The organism is Bacteroides sp. AM44-19 (genome assembly GCF_003603395.1).
Taxonomy (GTDB): Bacteria; Bacteroidota; Bacteroidia; order Bacteroidales; family Bacteroidaceae; genus Bacteroides; species Bacteroides uniformis.
Genome location: NZ_QTNB01000001.1, coordinates 852,414 through 869,544 on the forward strand (window position 1 = coordinate 852,414; position 17,131 = coordinate 869,544).

The following is a 17,131-nucleotide window of genomic DNA, read 5'->3' on the forward strand; positions in this document are numbered from 1 at the left end:
TCCTTTATCTTTTTGCTATATCGTCATACAATTTCTGCAGATAGGCTTTGCCCAACGGCAAGTTCTTTCCCTTTGCCGTGCCCTCATCCACTACCACAGCACCTGCCTGGCAATTGAATATCACCTGGTTGTCCGCTGTCACCATACCGAAAGCATCGGGTACGGTAAAGAACGCGAAATGAGGGGAAGCGGGATTAAGCATATCTTTACTGAAAACAAACTCTTCATGGGGCAGCGCCAATTGGGCCAGCAACGTGGCTGCAATGTCATGTTGCGAGCCATAGACGTCAATGCGCCTCGGCTCTCGGATGGCACCGCCCACCATCAACAGAGGTATCCGGTAGCGTTCTACCGACAAATTGTCGATATGTTCGGGATAAGCTCCCAAGTGGTCTGGAACAAACACAATCACCGTATTCTTCCACTGGGGGAGCTCACGGAACTGTCTTACAAAATCGCCTGCACAACTATCCGTATAGGCAAAGGCGTTCAGCCGGTCATTCTCCAGACGACGGAAAGGTACTTCAAAAGGCTCGTGGCTGCTGGAGGTCTGCAAGACACGGAAATAAGGAGTTTTCTCTTCTGTAGTTCCTTCGGCAGCTTCGGTTTTCAAGTCTTCCAGCAGACGGTTGAATACGAGATGGTCGTGCGCCCCCCACTTACTTAAACGTTCCGTTACGGGAAAGTCCTGGTCGGAAACAATATCTTCAAAGCCCGATGACATCAGGTAGGAACGCATATTGGTAAAGTCGGCATCACCGCCATAATAATACTTGGTACCATAACCCGCCTTCCGCAAGCTGCCTGCAATGGCAGGAATGGACTGCGTTTTACGGGGATACTTCATAATACTCGTAGTGGGCTGGGCAGGATAGCCACTCAAGATAGCCACCAGTCCACGGTCCGTACGAAAACTGTTGGCGTAGAAGTTCGTAAAGAGCACCCCTTCCTTACTCAAGCTATCCAGATGAATGGCAATATTCGGCTCACCTCCCAAAGCTGTCATCAACCTAGAGGAAAAACTCTCAAGAATCACAAAGAGTACATCGGGACGCTGAGTATTGAATAAAGTATGCAGCGAATCGGCAGATTGCCGCACAGAATCCGTCTCTTCCGTTTGACCACCGGCAACTGCGGGTTCAAGCATGTCTTTAAAAAGCCGGTCGGCCTCCGCAGCTTCCATAAAACGGTATTGCTTGCTAAAGTCCTTCTGCTTGGCAAGAGATTCCATCAGACTGAATGCAGGGTTGATAGCTGCATGGTTCAGACGCTGCTCGGCACTGAAATAGACTTTCCCCACATTCATGGTAGATACTGTAAAGCCTCCACGGATAGGAATAAACAGCAGCCCCGTCATCAGCAACAATATACCTGACACCTTCAGGCGACGATAAGGCAGTTTCATCTGCAGCAACAGTTTCTTCTGCAACAAGATGCCGTAGAAAACAGCATACAGCACGACAGCATAAACAGCCATTGCAACAATTCCCCCCAGCACCATCCAGATACTGACGCTGGCCACTGCTTCTTTAGGAGAAGAAAAGAAATAGAACAACGGTGTGGCATCCAAACGAAATCCCCAATACTCGTATAATCCTAAATCTACAGTAAAAATAATGGATAGAAGAACAGAAATGAAGAGGAAATAGCCGCACCAGATGCGATGAAGGGATTTAGAAAGTGTCCATACAGAGGTTATGAAAAGAAAACCGGGAATAGCTGTCAGATAACCAGCCAGAGATAGGTCTAAAGGTAACCCATGCCAAATGACACTGAACCAGTCCGCACACGAGGCATCCGGGTACAGCGATTTGTAAAACAGCATAAACAGTGGTTTTTGCAACACAAAAATGCAGACAAACAAGCAGTATGTCTTAATAAATCCTATGAGCCTATCTTTCATCGGTGCCTTATTGTATATCTAAATATAAGGCGCAAAAATAAATCTTTTTATTCTATTTCTCACCAATATTAGTCAATAATTACATTGAAAGATAGGCTTATAGGATATTTTAAGTTTATCCGTTCACGCGTTTGTAATCTTCAAGGAACTTCCTCAGACCGGAATCGGTCAGCGGATGATTAAGTAAACCCTTAATGGCCGAAAGCGGACAAGTAGCCACATCAGCACCCACCTCTATACACTGCATGATATGTGCCGTATGACGGATAGAGGCGGCAAGTACCTGGGTGGTATATCCATAATAACGGTACATCTCTACAATCTTCGCAACCAATGCAATGCCATCCTCACAGATATCATCGAGACGCCCCACAAACGGAGAAACATACGTTGCACCTGCCTTGGCTGCAAGCAATGCCTGACCGACAGAAAATACCAGAGTACAATTTGTACGGATACCTTTGCCCGAGAAGTATTTAACGGCCTTGATACCTTCTGCAATGCAAGGCACCTTCACTACGATATGCGGATTCAAGGCTGCCAATTCTTCACCCTCTTTAATCATGCCTTCATAGTCGGTGGCTATCACCTCGGCACTTACATCGCCTTGCACAATATTACAGATGTCCACATAGTGCTTACGCTGGTTCTCCACTCCTTTGATACCTTCTTTTGCCATAAGCGAAGGATTAGTGGTAACTCCGTCGAGTACGCCCAAGTCATAGGCCTCCCGAATCTGTTCCAAATTTGCCGTATCAATAAAAAACTTCATGATATAAATGTTTAGATGGTTGATATTACAAATATAACGATTTACATCATAAATGGTTCCCGCTAGTCCTTTATTATCTTTCCCTGACGCAATATTATTCGGTCAGCGGTTTCGCTTCAAGAATAAACGGTTAGTAATTGTTTGCGGCAATTCATTCTCATAGTGGGTTACCATAATCATCGTTTTATCCCGACGATGGCAGAATGCCTCTATTATCTTCTTGACCCGACGGCGGTTGTATGTATCGAGTCCATGAAGCGGTTCATCCAATATCAGCAGTTCCGGGTCCTTGACAAAAGCACGAGCCAATAATGCCAGACGCTGTTCTCCACTGGAGAGTTGCAGAAAAGGCTTGTCTTTCAAGGCTGCAATACCGAAAATATCCATCCACCACTCGCATACCGACATCTGTTCGGCATGAGGACGTTTATACAATCCGATGCTGTCGTGCAGACCGGAAGCGACAATCTCTATGGCAGGCAGATTCTTCAGATAAGCACGATGCATTTCCGGACTGACATAACCGATGTGTTTCTTGATTTCCCAAATACTCTCCCCCGTTCCGCGCTTCCGTCCGAAAAGACTGATATCGCAGGCGTATGACTGCGGATTATCCGCACAAACCAAACTAAGCAAGGTAGACTTGCCAGCACCGTTCTCGCCACTCAGCGCCCACTTCTCACCACGCATCACTGTCCAATCCAGCTCCTTCAGAATGGTACGGTCATCGTAACGGATGCTAACCCCGTTCAATTTCACCACTTCGTCCGAAGTGAAATTCGCATGTTCGTAGGGCAAATCGAGAATACGCCGCTGCAATTCCTCCAACGCTCCGGCCTCTTCCTGAATACGCATCTGATTGCCCGCACAGAATGCCTGCACATACTCCTCACGTTCCATCTTTTCGCCCACCTTCATCTCCTCTACCGGCACAACGTGTGTAACAAATGAAGGTATGTCATCCAACATGGAAAGCACAAGGACAATCTGCAACTCGCCCAGCCGGGTAAGCCGATCCAGCAAATTAAAAAGCAGTTCACGGGTAGGCGCATCCAGCCCTATGAAAGGATTGTCCATGATAAGAATTCGGGGAACAGTCAGTAAAGCTTTAGTCAACTGAAACTTGCGCAGCTCCCCACTGCTGAGAAGAATGATTTTCTTGTCAAGCATCGGCTCTATGCTGAAAAGTTCAAATAGCTGCCGTCTCAAGGCATCGTCTTTTACCTCTCCCAGCACTTCGCGTACTAGCGGAGCATCCTCTTGGTCGTGGGCATTCCAACGCTGTTGATAGTAATAATTGGCATCGGCAGAACCGTAAGTATCACGGAAGGCAATGTATTTGATATTGTCATAGGCAGTTTTCGTGAGGGAGGGAGAGAAATCATAGGTAAGCTCACCATCACGCAAAGGATACTTTCCCGTCAGCATATCCACCAGGAGGCTCTTTCCGGCTCCGTTCGGTCCTACAATGGCAATGTGTTCTCCTGCCAGGAAATCAAGAGTGACAGGCTCTGTCAAACGAACAAGCGGGTTGCGTACTACGCCCCCCGCTATGTGTATTGTATGTTGCTGCATCATCCAATCATCATTTATACATAATCAGTGCCGATTGGGCCGGAACAACAACTTCGGGGCCGTACAGTGTGCCCAAACCTTGTTCATTGATAAAGCCATCCTTGCAGACCACTGTATATTTACCTTCGGGTACGGTAAGTTTGGCAGGCTCCTTACGGGCATTCAAGACTACTATAATATCTCCCCATGCATCACCGTTGGCATTTTCTTTCAGACGGTAAACCACCACATTGCTGCCGTCAACCGGTAGAAATTCCAAATGCTTACGCACCAAATCCGCATCACCCATACGGAAAGCCGGATGCTTCTTACGAAGCTGTATCAAACCTTTATAATAAGCAAATACATCTGCATGCTCCGCCTTTCGTCTCCAATCAATCGCATTGATGGAATCGGGACTCTCAAAACTATTGTGTACTCCCTTCTTGTCACGCATCACTTCCTCACCGGCATAAATAAACGGTACACCTTGGGAAGTGAATACGGCTGTTTGCGCCAGTTTGTCAAGCTTTGCCAATTCTACGGGAGTAATACCCGGGATACTTGCTTTCAGCCTATCCACCAAGCACATATCATCATGGCAGGAAACATAGCTGATCATCTGTGTAGGTTGTTCCGCCCACGGAGCCTTACTATAATTCACAGAGTCATTATTTACTTGCGGATGCCTGATGGCTCCTACAATACCAAACTTTATGCTCTCCTCTCCTCCCGGCAATCCGGCAAGGAAAGCACCTTGATGATTGTCATTGAACGGACCGCGCAAAGCATCACGCATTTCGTCAGAGAAAGCAGCAACACCCGGCATCTTATAAGTATTGGCTTTCATTGCCAGAGAATCTTCCGCCATCTGTGGAGCCGATGCCGCCCATCCTTCACCATATATAAATATAGTCGGATCTACAGACGTTGCCGCCTTACGGATTTCGTTCATTGTCTCGATGTCATGGATACCCATCAAGTCAAAACGGAATCCGTCAATGTGATATTCATTAATCCAATGTAATACAGACTCTATCATGTATTTACGCATCATCGGACGGTTGCTGGCAGTTTCATTGCCACAAGCCGAACCGTCTGCATACGTTCCGTCCGGTCGCTGACGGTAAAAGTATCCCGGCACTGTACGTTCAAAATTACTGTCGGATGTATTGAAAGTATGGTTATACACCACATCCAGAACAACACGGATACCTGCTTTGTGCAGAGCCTGCACCATCTGCTTGAATTCCCGGATACGAACATCCGGTTTGTAGGGGTCGGTAGAATAAGAGCCGTCAGGCACATTGTAGTTCTGCGGATCATATCCCCAATTATACTTGTTCTCGTCCAGCCTTGTCTCATCAACGGAGGCATAGTCATAAGACGGAAGGAGATGTACATGTGTCACTCCCAATTCTTTCAGATGGTCAATGCCGGTTGCCAGCTTGTCGGGACTTACCGTTCCTTGTTCTGTCAATGCCAGGAACTTTCCTTTATGCTCAATACCCGACGACGGGTCGATGGACATATCACGATGGTGCATTTCATAAAGAATCACATCGGCAGGAGAGGCCAATGCCGGACGTTTATCATCTGCCCATCCTTCGGGGTCCGTGGATTTCATGTCGATGATGGCGGCACGCTTTCCATTCACCCCTACAGCTTTGGCATTGATACCCGGAGTGTCCCCCAACCACTTATCATTGATTTTCACATTGAATGTGTAGAATTTACCTATCAAGTCCTTTTCAACTTTAGTTTTCCAAGTTCCTTCTTCAGAGGATTCCATTGAAATAGTTTCATAGGCATGCCCTCCGTCTCCTGCTTCGAACAACATCAGGCGAACTTCATCCGCCGTAGGTGCCCACAATGTGAATTGCGTGGCAGCAGGTGTATATTCCATCTCTGTCAGACTACCCGAACGGACAGGGTAAAGTTCGTACGAAGCATACTCCGTCTTCGCGGGAGTGCAGCTTACAACCGTCGTTGCAGCCACTCCAATGATAGCAAGTTCATTCAATTTCATGATATTATTTTTAGATTCTACATTTCAATTCTTATCACTTCTTCACCTTATCCGGATTTTTGGCAATAAAGTCTTTCCAGCCATGATAGCCTTTCTCCACCGTGGGACGCCCCATCTGCAGAAAGTGACAATAGGCAGCAGCAAGCCCGTCCGTTGCATCCATAAAAGTAGGCATATCCTCTTTAGGAAAATGCAGCATACGCTGCAACATGTCCGCCACCTGTTCCTTGGATGCCTGTCCGTTTCCGGTGATGGCCATCTTTATTTTTAAAGGAGCATATTCCGTAATGGGAATATCCCTGCTCAAAGCAGCTGCCATTGCTACGCCTTGCGCACGCCCCAACTTCAACATGGACTGTACATTCTTTCCGAAGAAAGGGGCCTCAATAGCGAGCTCGTCAGGCAAATAACTCTCTATGATACTCAGTACCCGTTCATGAATATGACGTAACTTCAGATAGTGGTCTCCAAATTTGCGGAGGTCGATAATTCCCATGGCTATCATTTCCGGCTTGACACCTGCCACACGCAATACTCCATACCCCATAATGGTGGTACCAGGGTCTATACCCAATATTATTTTCTCTTTGACCGGTTGTATCACACTATCACCTCCATCAATGTAGGAAAGCCAATCACTTTATCTTTAAAGATATTCAGTAATTCCTCGTTCAGTTTCACTCCTTGCTCTTGATGCCAACGATGCAGTTTGGCAGAGTTTTCTACCTCAAACTGAACAGAATAGCAGATGCTTCCTTCCTCAATATGACTCAAGATACGGGCTATACGTGGAGCATACAATGTTCCGTTCTTTTCTACCTCAGGAAGATAGTGTTCCTGCATCCATATCAGGAAGTTTTTGTCTTCTCCTTCCTCTACATGATAAGTGGTATTATATATCAGCATAACTTATTTTTTCAAATTCTTTCGCAAACATAGCAATTATTTCAGAATAATGCATTATATTTGCACCATCAAAAACGAAAGCAAGCCTGCAAACGTTGGCAACGGGGCGTTAGCTCATCTGGCTAGAGCGCGACACTGGCAGTGTCGAGGTGATGAGTTCGAGTCTCATACGCTCCACAAAAATTAAAACGGTTAGATTAGTCTAATCGTTTTTTTTGTACGCATTAACGAGCTATAAATTTACATATAGTCCATTTTCATTCGACAACTCATGAAAGAAGCTTTTACACGCAAGTCATTACTTATTTTAGGACGTGGCATAGGGCAAGTCATGTTCCAAAACAATGCATTGTCCGGATTATTGATGTTAATTGGAATCTTTTTGAATTCATGGCAAATGGGCCTATTGGCTGTAAGTGGCAACATAATAAGTACATCGACAGGCCGTATCTCAGGATATGACCGTGATGATATAAAAAATGGATTATATGGTTTTAACGGTACACTGGTAGGAATAGCCGTAGGGGTCTTTATGCTTCTGACTGTAAGTTCCTTGATGCTGATGGCTATTGCCTCGTGTGCATCTACCTACATTGCACGGTTTTTCAACATGCAACGCGTGTTGCCCGGATTCACTACCCCTTTTATCCTTTCTGTATGGATGCTGCTGGGATTGTGCAGTTGGCTGATGCCTGACATGCTACTCGTCTCTGATACAGAAACACCCGCTTCTTCCTCCATAAATTACTTACAATGTTTCAGTATGGGCATAGGCCAGGTGATGTTTCAAGGAAACATGATGACCGGACTATTTTTCCTTGCAGGCATTCTCGTGAATTCCCGGAATGCAGCAGTATATACCATATTGGGAGCACTTCTCCCCCTCCTCCTAGCCACATTATTGGGAGTGGATTCCGAAGCTTTGAATATGGGTCTGATGGGATATAATGGCGTATTGTGTGCCCTTGCTTTAGGAGGTAAAAGCTGGATGAGCTGTATATGGGCTGCATGTTCCGTTTTACTCTCTGTTGTATTGCAAATTGTGGGAATGAATTGGGGAATTATTACATTGACCGCACCTTTCGTTCTCTCCGTATGGCTGACAATGGGAATAAAAAATCTCTATCTCTTTTTCAAATTAGGCAGAAAGCAAGCCACCAACCCCAGTAAAGGCATAAAGGCACATACATTATAAACAGCCTCTATACCATACTTATCTGCCATACCTCCCAATACAGCCGAAGCGATACCGGCAATTCCAAAAGCGAAACCAAAAAACAACCCGGAAATCAAACCCAGCTTATTGGGTAGCAATTCCTGGGCGTACAGCAATATGGCAGGAAAAGCGGAAGAAAGCATCAGACCGACACAGAAGCTCAGCACTACTGTCCATGCAAGCCCTACGTGAGGCATCATCATACTAAATGGAGCCGTTCCAAGAATGGAAGCCCAGATGACATATTTACGTCCTACCCTGTCACCTACGGGACCTCCCACCAATGTTCCGATGGCAGTGGCTACCAGGAAGACAAACAAGAAAAGCTGTGAAGCCTGAACAGTAACACCAAATTTATGGATCAGATAGAATGTATAGTAGCTCGTCAAACTTGCCATATAGATATATTTGGAGAAGATAAGTATCAGCAGAATACTTATGGCAAACACCGTCATCTTTGAGGAAAGAGGGCGTTCTATCTTTCCTGCCACAAGCATCGGGCGTTTCTTGATGTGGTTCAAGTAGGAACGGAACCAACGACATATAGGAATCATCACCACGATGGCAATCAAGGCAAAAACCGTGAACAAGGCAATGTGATGCCTCCCGTAAGGAGCTACCAGCAAAGCCACCAGTAACGGTCCAAGCGAGCCACCCAAATTCCCGCCCACCTGAAATAGAGACTGCGCCAGTCCGCGTTTTCCGCCGGAAGCCAGAAAAGTAATACGTGACGCCTCCGGATGGAGTACAGACGAACCGATACCCACAATGAATACCGAAGCCAGCAACCAATACAGATTAGTAGCAAAAGCCAGATTCATGATACCGACCAAAGTAAAGCCCATACCTATCGGCAATGACCAGGCAATGGGGCGCTTATCAAAGAACAATCCCATTAGAGGCTGAAACACGGACGCCGACATCTGATACACCAACGTAATCAGACCAATCTGGGCAAAACTCAAGGATAAATCCTCCTTGAACAAAGGGTATACTGCCGAAATAACCGATTGCAGCATATCGTTCAAACAATGCGAAATACTCAATGCTATAAGAATAGGAAAAGCAATTCTACGGATAGGAGGTCTCTGATTCTGTATCATCTTATACTGTCTATTACAAAAAACGGTGCAAAGGTACGTAAAAAATACATATCCAATCCACATAAAGACAAAACTCCCCGATTCTCGTCAATACAGAATCGGGGAGTTTTATCTTTATCAGTTCAGCAATCCCGGATTGGCTTCTATGGCTTCTTTCGGAATGGCCAATGTATAGCGGGCATCATTCTCTTCGAGTACATAACGCGTACCATCAAGCACTTTCTCCAAACGCGGACGGGTGGAACGACGAAGGTCAAACCAGCGATGTCCTTCAAAAGCAAGTTCACGGGCACGTTCATCTAATATTTCCTGTACCAACGCTTCCTTATCCATGGCATTGACAACAACGGATTTCGCTTCGTAGGCCTCCGGTGCATAACGTTTCCGCATCAGTTCCAGCAGGCGAGTACGTGCTTGAGACAGTTCTCCAAGTCGGGCAGCAGCCTCAGCAGCCGTCAGATATATTTCACCCACACGGAAAGTACACAAGTAGTTATTGCTTCCCGCCTTCTTATTCTTCCGGAAACCTTTTTCATCCGTTTCAGCAAAATATTTGTCCAGCCGAAGGTCGTTCTCAGCATAAAGGGAGAGAAAAACCGGAGTAGCCAGAGCAGCCCCATTGATTGTACTGCTCAGAGGTGTCTCCAGTGGAGTAATATTTTCCACGGAATTATAACTGTTAGGAAGAGTTGCAGCGGCATCATTCAAATCTACCAATACAGACTTCACGGCAAGCACTGCCTCAGCAGCATCCCAAGCCGCCTGCCACTCGCCCTTATAAAGGGATACGCGTGATTGAAACGCCTCTACCGAAGCCGCATTGAAACGATATGAATATCTCTGTTCCCATTCTGCCTTCATGACCAGTTTGCGTGCCTCGTCAATATCTGCTTGGATGGAAGTATAAACTTCTTCCACCGTATTGCGTTTCAGGACTTTCTCTAAATCCGTATCCAATTTCAGCGGTACCGATTTGGTATCCAAAGCTCCCTCCTTAGTATAGGGCTGTCCATAAAGATTTACCAATAAGAAATGTACATAAGCACGGAGCATATACGCTTCTCCTACAAGCTGATTTATCTCTTCCTCAGTGCCTTCCTTAATATCACTTCTGCTCTCAATAACGTGATTGGCAATAAAAAGCACATTGTAATACTTGGCCCATTCAAACGATGAGGTATAGGCATTGGGAGCAAGGTCGTTCCAGCGCTCTATATCCATATAATAATTTTGGTCATATTCATTATCCCGAACCTGCATCTCGTCGGAACGGAAACAAGCCATTCCCCGGTCACTGAATTTACTCACGTCCTTATAAGAACGGGCAAGCAACGCTCTATACTCAGCCAAAGAATTGGGAATGACACTACCGGTAGGCTGTATATCCAGATAGTTGTCGCATGCCGCAAGCAGAAGCATGCAGGCCATTATCATCAGACTTATTGTTTTCTTCATTTTCTTTCTGCTTTTGAAGTTAGAAATTCAAGTTCAAACTGAATGTAACCGACTTGGGTACGGGAGTTGCATAAGGATTGTACATCGACTCCGGATCCATGTAATTATTATATCCCGAACCAAACACGAAGAGATTGCGTCCTTCAACAGATACCGTTGCCGAGTTCATTCCCAAACGCTTTGTCAGGAGCTCAGGGATACGGTAACCCAGACGCAGATTCTGCAAACGTACGTAGTTCAGCTTCTTCACCCAGATATCCAAATCTCTCCAGATGGTTTTAGAATCATACCAGGAGTACTCTTCCGGGTTGGAAGCACTCAGCATAAATGCCGGAAGCTCCGCATTCGGGTTTTCCGGAGTCCAGCGGTTCAGCACATCCGCATTATAGTTCTTGCCATAATCCGGATTGATGATGTCATAAGAGGGTTGCGTACGTACATACCCGCCAAACGTCAAAGAGAAATTGACATTCAGCTCCCAGTTTTTATAGCTGAAGGTATTAATCAAACCTCCCGTATAAGGAGCATCGCTACTCCCGATATACGAATAAAAGGTTCTCTCTTCGGCTGCAGTTACATCGGAAGAGGCAATACCTATCCCCCACTCGTCCTTCAGGCGGTAAAGCTCCTTCAAGGTCACTTTCTCTCCCTCCGGATTATAGAACATCATATTACCGGTTTCCTTATTCACTCCCGCAGTCTTCAGTGCGAAAATTGCCCCTACAGGATAGCCTTCACGTCCCGGAGTGGTCTGCTGCTCCGGTATGTTTTCCTGCAATACCTTATTACCGTTATAGGCAAAATTGAAATTTGTGTACCAGGAGAAGTTTTTTGTCGTTATGTTACGGGTAGACAAGCTGATTTCCACACCTTTGTTCTCCATACTTGCCCAGTTGACGTTCATTGAAGTAAAGCCCGTCTCCAGAGGAAGCATGCGCAAAGCTATCAAATCGGTACCCTTACGGTAATAATAGTCCACGCTCAGATTGATAGCCTGGTTCAATACAGAAAAATCAAAGCCGGCATTGACAGACTGCGTCTTTTCCCAACGCAACTTCTTGTTGGGAGCGGAATTAATGATAATTACATCTTCCGATACTCCGGGCAAAATACTCTCCGACCGATATGTACCCAGCAGGAACGGAGAAGTATTCTTGTCAATATTTCCCTGCAGACCGTAAGATGCACGGAACACCAGGTTATCCACCCACTTGGCCTGCTGCATAAACGGTTCTTGCGACAGACGCCACAAGGCACTGACAGAATAAAGAGGAAGATAGCGGTACTTCTTATCCACACCGAAAAGATCGGAACCGTCAAAACGGATACTTCCTCCCACCGTGTAGCGATTCAATAAAGAGTAGGAGGCCGTAGAGTAGAAAGATACATAAGCATTCTCCTTATACGTCGTCTGATGGAGCGGGAAAGACGTGGCGTAACTTTCGTTGGGGAAAATCACCGGTTTGGTCGTCAACGTCTTGCGGTCGAAGCCATACCCTGCCGAGAACAAGGTTTCATACCAGGTCTTGCGCAGCTCGGTACCCGCCATCACTTCCAGTTCATGAATATCATTGAAGCTGTCGCGATATTCTCCCATCGCCTTCCAAGTAATCTGTGAATTGGAGTTTTCATAAGACTTCTGCATACCTCCTTCGGGCAGAAAGTGTTTGGTTTCTCCACCTTGGGAGTATTCGCTCAACTTATAGTAATAGCGCATGGCATAGCTTTCCCAGTCCGCTATTTCTTCTCTGGAAGTTTTTTCCAACTGATAGCCAAACTGGGAAGTCAGCTTCCACTTGTCATTGAACCGTAACTCCGCATCAAATATAGATGAAAAAGAATTCACCACGCTTTCATTAGACGTGTTCTGCCGTTCTTCAAAGATGTTGAATCCTAAATCCTTATCAGTGTTGTTCTGAATATCGTAGTCGTAATTATAGTTGCCATTCTTGTCATAAAGTTCAAAATACGGATTAGCCTTGCGTGAATAGAACACGGGATTCGACATACCGTATGCATCTGTCAGATAATTGGTATTTTTGCGACGGTTGGCAAACATGGAGGCACCCACTTTCAGTATACTGTTCACCTTATAGGAAGTCTTTCCTACCAAGTTGAAACGGTCCATACCCACACCGTCCACATTTCCATCCTCTTTATAATAGCCGAAAGAGGTATAATACGTAACCCTTTCCGTACCGCCGGAAAGGCTCAAGTTATATTCCTGGCTGAAAGCATCGCGGAAAAGGATATCTCCCCAGTTTGTATTAACACTCTTCAAACGGTTGATGGCAGCTTGTGTATCACTGCTCAAGGCATCCCATCCTCCATTCTGAAAAGCAGACAACTCATTGTAATTGGAAAGAATATTATATACGCCTCCTTTATGATTGTCCGGAGAATAGTTATTACGGATCATATCCATTTCCAATCCTACTTTCTCCGCTGAGTTCAGCAAGTTCAACCGGTCAAGGCTCAATGTAGGAGTATAGGTAAACCGGGACGAGAAATTGATAACCGGTTTACCGACCTTACCCTTCTTTGTTGTAATCACAATGACGCCATTGGCTGCCCTCGCACCATAGATGGCAGTGGCTGCCGCATCCTTCAGGATGGTGATATTCTCAATATCTGCCGGATTCAGGCCTGCAATGGAAGATTGCTTCATGTTGGTGATGTCATTCAGCTCATCCGGTTCGGGAACATCCGTTCCCTCCAAAGGAATGCCGTCCAGCACCCACAAAGGGTCTTGTGTACCATTCAATGAAGCAGTACCGCGAATGCGTATCTTTGCCGGAGCACCCGGAGCACCGGAAGTCGGGCTGACAGAAAGTCCGGCAATTTGTCCGGCAAGTGCCTGGTCGATACTTTTTACTGCACCGATGGTCTCGTCCGATATATCCAGTTTGGATACCGCTGCCGTCAGCTTGCGGCGCTCCACTGTCTGGTAACCCGTCACAACAACGGCATCGAGCATTTGGGAAGATGCATGAAGTGTTATTTCATAATGTTCCTTTCCCGGAACAAGCTTCACTTCCAATACGTCATATCCCACGTAGCTACAAAAGAAACGGGTTATCCCCGCAGGTATAGCGATAGAGAACTGACCATCCACATCAGTGATGACCCCCATTGTAGTCTGAGCACTCCCCGCCTTTTTCAAGTCTTCCGCAGTCACATAAACGGAAGCACCGATAAGCGGTAGGTTATCCTCTGAAGATATTACTACGCCCTGGACTTTTTTCTCTGCAGCAAAAGCAGATGACAAAGCTCCTACAAAGCATAGCAAAACGATTAATACACGTTTTTTCATGCGTTACATATAAAATTAATTAATACTCTATTGAAAAGAAAAATCACTTTACTCCTAATGCAGTATTGATACGCAAAATCAAATCCTTATAATGATATTTAGTGGCTATATCCGATGCACCCAGACGATTTTGGAGCAATTCTTTGATGCGAAGCAACTCACCACGCTTCACGGAGATGACATCAGATACGCGGTTTATCTGCGAACCGTAGAAGTTCAGTTCGCGGTGTGCACCCATACGGTCGGCATCCAAAGTCTTACCGGCATGCTCGTCACAGCTGCAAAGGGCAGTCTGATGGTCCAGCAAGAAGTGGTTGTCCATCAGTTTTTTGTTTATTTTCACTCCTTCGCTTTCGGCAGCTGCTGTAATCAGTGCATCTACGAAGTTCTTCTGCAAGGCGCGTGTCATGACGTCCGGCAAGGCACCGCGTTCCGTAGTGGTAAAGATGTTGCGATGCAGGCCATCCATCAGCTCTACCACCGTGAAAGCCTTTTTGCCGTTCACCGATTCGTTCTCCAACATACGCATCAGGCGGTTGTTGCCCAGCAAATCCCAAAGGATATAGGATTGGGCATTCTTCAACACTTGTGTCGGTGCATTCTCCACTACGCCCAGTGGAGTGTTGCGCAGCAAGTAAGTGTACTCTCCAACTTCCGTGTCGAACAGCCATTTGGGATAGGTCAGCACTTCGTCCAGCAGAAACTTCAGGGCGGCTTGCTGCTTTTCTTTTTCTACGAAAGTATAGGTTTTCTGTCCGTCGCCCACAACGGTGTTTTCTATATAGATACCACCGATGTTTGCCAATACATGATAGAGGTAATTGTTCCATTGGTTGATAACCGCATAGTATAGGCGGGAAGCTTCTTCATAAGTCTGTCCTTTCTCGCCAGTAGTAGTCCATTGGATGATTTGAGGAACAATACGCTTCAAGTTCTCAATACCCAGCAGAGATGAGCGGACAGCATCATCGCCCAAATCTTCATTCTGCGCACGCGGGTCTACGGCATCACGTACATCCTGCGCCTCACTATATTTATATAAACGGTCTGTATGACGGCTCAGGAAGTCGGCAAGCAAGTCCTTCTCTGCCTCTGGGGTTTCTTTACCATACCAACGATAGCCGTATTCTATGGCAAACATATCATACGGACCGATATGGGGAGAAAGCGCCGTAACACCGTCACCCGGCTGTGCCACATAGTTGAAACGTGCATAGTCCATGATAGAGGAGGAAGTGGTATTCATACGATCCGTAAATGTTTTGGAACGCAGGGAATCTGTCGGAAAAGTCCAGGAAGCAATCATATTGTGGCGCAAGCCCAACGAGTGCCCCACCTCGTGGCATGCCACAAAACGCATGGCATCACCCATCAGCTCATCCGGCAGCCTTACTCCTCTTGCTTCGGGACGTACGACACCGGTTTGCACTGTAATCCATTCCTGGAGCATGCCCAGCACATTATGCCACCACATGATGTCCGCTTCCAATATCTCGCCCGAACGGGGGTCGAGGATAGAGGGGCCCATGGCATTGGCTTTGGTGGAGGCGGCGTAGGTCAGCACGGAGTAGTTCACGTCATCCTTATCCACATTCATGCTGTCCGTCAGTTCCTTGGCTATGATAGCATTCTTGAATCCGGCACGTTCAAAAGCAGCCTGCCAATCCTCGATTCCCTGCTTGATATATTTCCGCCAACGACGGGGAGTGGAGTTCTCGATGTAGAACACAATCGGCTTGGCCGGTTCCACCAATTCACCGCGAAGGTAACGCTCCCGGTCTTCCGGTTTCGGTTCCAGACGCCAGCGGGTGATGAAGGGTTTCTTGTCTACACGCTGCTGACCGTCACTGTAATTCAACAACGGATTGGTAAAGTAACCTACGCGCGGACTATCCAGACGTCCCATCATAGGTTTCTCCGGCAACAGCAACAGAGAGGAACTGACTTCGACCGTAACAAACACAGTCGTTGTTCCCTCGGTCACCTTAGTTGTCAACTCGGAAGTGGCTACCACATTGTTCTCAAAAGCTTTGATAGATAAAATGCGGGAGAGATTCTTGATGACCGAAGTCCCCAGGTTGATATTCGTAAAGACATTATTGATACTCGTCTCTGTACCATCATAAATATCGTTGACCTTGACCACTATCATGGTAGAGTCATTATTGAATGCCTCAATCTTGAAACCGGCTATCAGCGGAGAAATATAATTATCCAGTACGGACTGCCGTATGGCATCCTCATCCGGCGCCAACGGAAGAGGACGGCTCTGACGTACCAACAGCTTGTTGGCAGCCTTGTCCAATTCAAAACGCACCATCTGATTTTCGTAATTCGTACCACGGTTCACACCTGCCTCATTCAGTTCGGAAGGAACACGCTGTAATTTATTTACTACCAGCATATCACGTCCCAGCAGCCTTGCCGGCACTTCAAAGTAATAATCGCTCTTCTTCTGGTAAACATTGAACATTCCCTTGCGGGCAATAGCACCGGAACCTGTCAATTTCTCGTAGTCGCTCTTGGATTGAACGCTGTCCTTGGTTTCACTCTTCTTTTTCTTACGGAACCATCCCATAGCTTCGGGAGAAGCAAAATCAGATGTACCGGCATGCAACAATACGGCAGGCTCACACATGAGTACTCCCGCAACTGCCACGACTGGCAGGATTGTCTTCAATTTCATCAATTCAAACTCTAACTTTAATGCAACAATTACTCCGTTAACTCTCTCTCTTTGACGTATGTTAATAAATACCAACCGCCAGTTTGTTCTACCTCCATAGAACGGTAAACGGGGCGCAAAGATACGAAAAGTATATTTTAAAAGTCACTAAACAACGCTCATTTATGTTTTTTCCATAAACAATATGAAGACTT

General features: G+C 46.2%; 11 protein-coding genes and 1 tRNA gene. 2 read left to right on the forward strand and 10 right to left on the reverse strand.

Features of this window, described 5'->3' with window-relative positions; all coding sequences use genetic code 11:
• Positions 1-4 precede the first annotated feature (4 nt).
• The 6 genes from DW947_RS03950 to DW947_RS03975 all read right to left on the reverse strand — a co-directional run bounded on the left by DW947_RS03950 (position 5) and on the right by DW947_RS03975 (position 7,164).
• Positions 5-1,903, reverse strand: coding sequence for an LTA synthase family protein (locus DW947_RS03950; protein ID WP_057281763.1), 1,899 nt, complete (start codon positions 1,901-1,903; stop codon positions 5-7).
• 115 nt (positions 1,904-2,018) lie between these two features.
• Complete coding sequence (gene fsa / locus DW947_RS03955) at positions 2,019-2,675, reverse strand: fructose-6-phosphate aldolase (protein ID WP_005835793.1); 657 nt, start codon at positions 2,673-2,675, stop codon at positions 2,019-2,021.
• Between the two features lie 102 nt (positions 2,676-2,777).
• Positions 2,778-4,250, reverse strand: coding sequence for an ATP-binding cassette domain-containing protein (locus tag DW947_RS03960; protein ID WP_034523364.1), 1,473 nt, complete (start codon positions 4,248-4,250; stop codon positions 2,778-2,780).
• A gap of 10 nt (positions 4,251-4,260) precedes the next feature.
• Complete coding sequence (pulA, locus tag DW947_RS03965) at positions 4,261-6,258, reverse strand: type I pullulanase (protein ID WP_005835788.1); 1,998 nt, start codon at positions 6,256-6,258, stop codon at positions 4,261-4,263.
• Between the two features lie 34 nt (positions 6,259-6,292).
• Positions 6,293-6,862 (reverse strand): crossover junction endodeoxyribonuclease RuvC, encoded by a 570-nt coding sequence (ruvC, locus tag DW947_RS03970; protein ID WP_005826381.1) that lies wholly within the window; start codon positions 6,860-6,862, stop codon positions 6,293-6,295.
• Positions 6,859-7,164 carry a DUF4286 family protein gene (locus DW947_RS03975; RefSeq protein ID WP_005826379.1) on the reverse strand — a complete coding sequence of 102 codons (306 nt, stop codon included), beginning with the start codon at positions 7,162-7,164 and terminating at the stop codon, positions 6,859-6,861. The genes ruvC and DW947_RS03975 overlap by 4 nt, the downstream gene beginning before the upstream one ends.
• A 103-nt stretch (positions 7,165-7,267) precedes the next feature.
• Between DW947_RS03975 and DW947_RS03980 the strand changes: the two genes are divergently transcribed.
• Both DW947_RS03980 and DW947_RS03985 read left to right on the forward strand, forming a co-directional pair.
• Positions 7,268-7,341, forward strand: a tRNA-Ala gene (locus DW947_RS03980).
• Positions 7,342-7,435: 94 nt separating this feature from the next.
• Positions 7,436-8,359 carry an urea transporter gene (locus tag DW947_RS03985; RefSeq protein ID WP_080782231.1) on the forward strand — a complete coding sequence of 308 codons (924 nt, stop codon included), beginning with the start codon at positions 7,436-7,438 and terminating at the stop codon, positions 8,357-8,359.
• Here DW947_RS03985 and DW947_RS03990 read toward each other — a convergent pair.
• The 4 genes from DW947_RS03990 to DW947_RS04005 all read right to left on the reverse strand — a co-directional run bounded on the left by DW947_RS03990 (position 8,287) and on the right by DW947_RS04005 (position 16,937).
• Positions 8,287-9,483, reverse strand: a complete 1,197-nt coding sequence (locus DW947_RS03990) for an MFS transporter (protein ID WP_057089206.1) — start codon at positions 9,481-9,483, stop codon at positions 8,287-8,289. The genes DW947_RS03985 and DW947_RS03990 overlap by 73 nt on opposite strands.
• Positions 9,484-9,600: 117 nt before the next feature.
• Complete coding sequence (locus DW947_RS03995; protein ID WP_005826376.1) at positions 9,601-10,938, reverse strand: RagB/SusD family nutrient uptake outer membrane protein; 1,338 nt, start codon at positions 10,936-10,938, stop codon at positions 9,601-9,603.
• A gap of 19 nt (positions 10,939-10,957) precedes the next feature.
• Positions 10,958-14,251 carry a SusC/RagA family TonB-linked outer membrane protein gene (locus DW947_RS04000; protein WP_044467287.1) on the reverse strand — a complete coding sequence of 1,098 codons (3,294 nt, stop codon included), beginning with the start codon at positions 14,249-14,251 and terminating at the stop codon, positions 10,958-10,960.
• A gap of 43 nt (positions 14,252-14,294) precedes the next feature.
• Positions 14,295-16,937 carry a zinc-dependent metalloprotease gene (locus tag DW947_RS04005; RefSeq protein WP_057281762.1) on the reverse strand — a complete coding sequence of 881 codons (2,643 nt, stop codon included), beginning with the start codon at positions 16,935-16,937 and terminating at the stop codon, positions 14,295-14,297.
• Positions 16,938-17,131 lie beyond the last annotated feature (194 nt).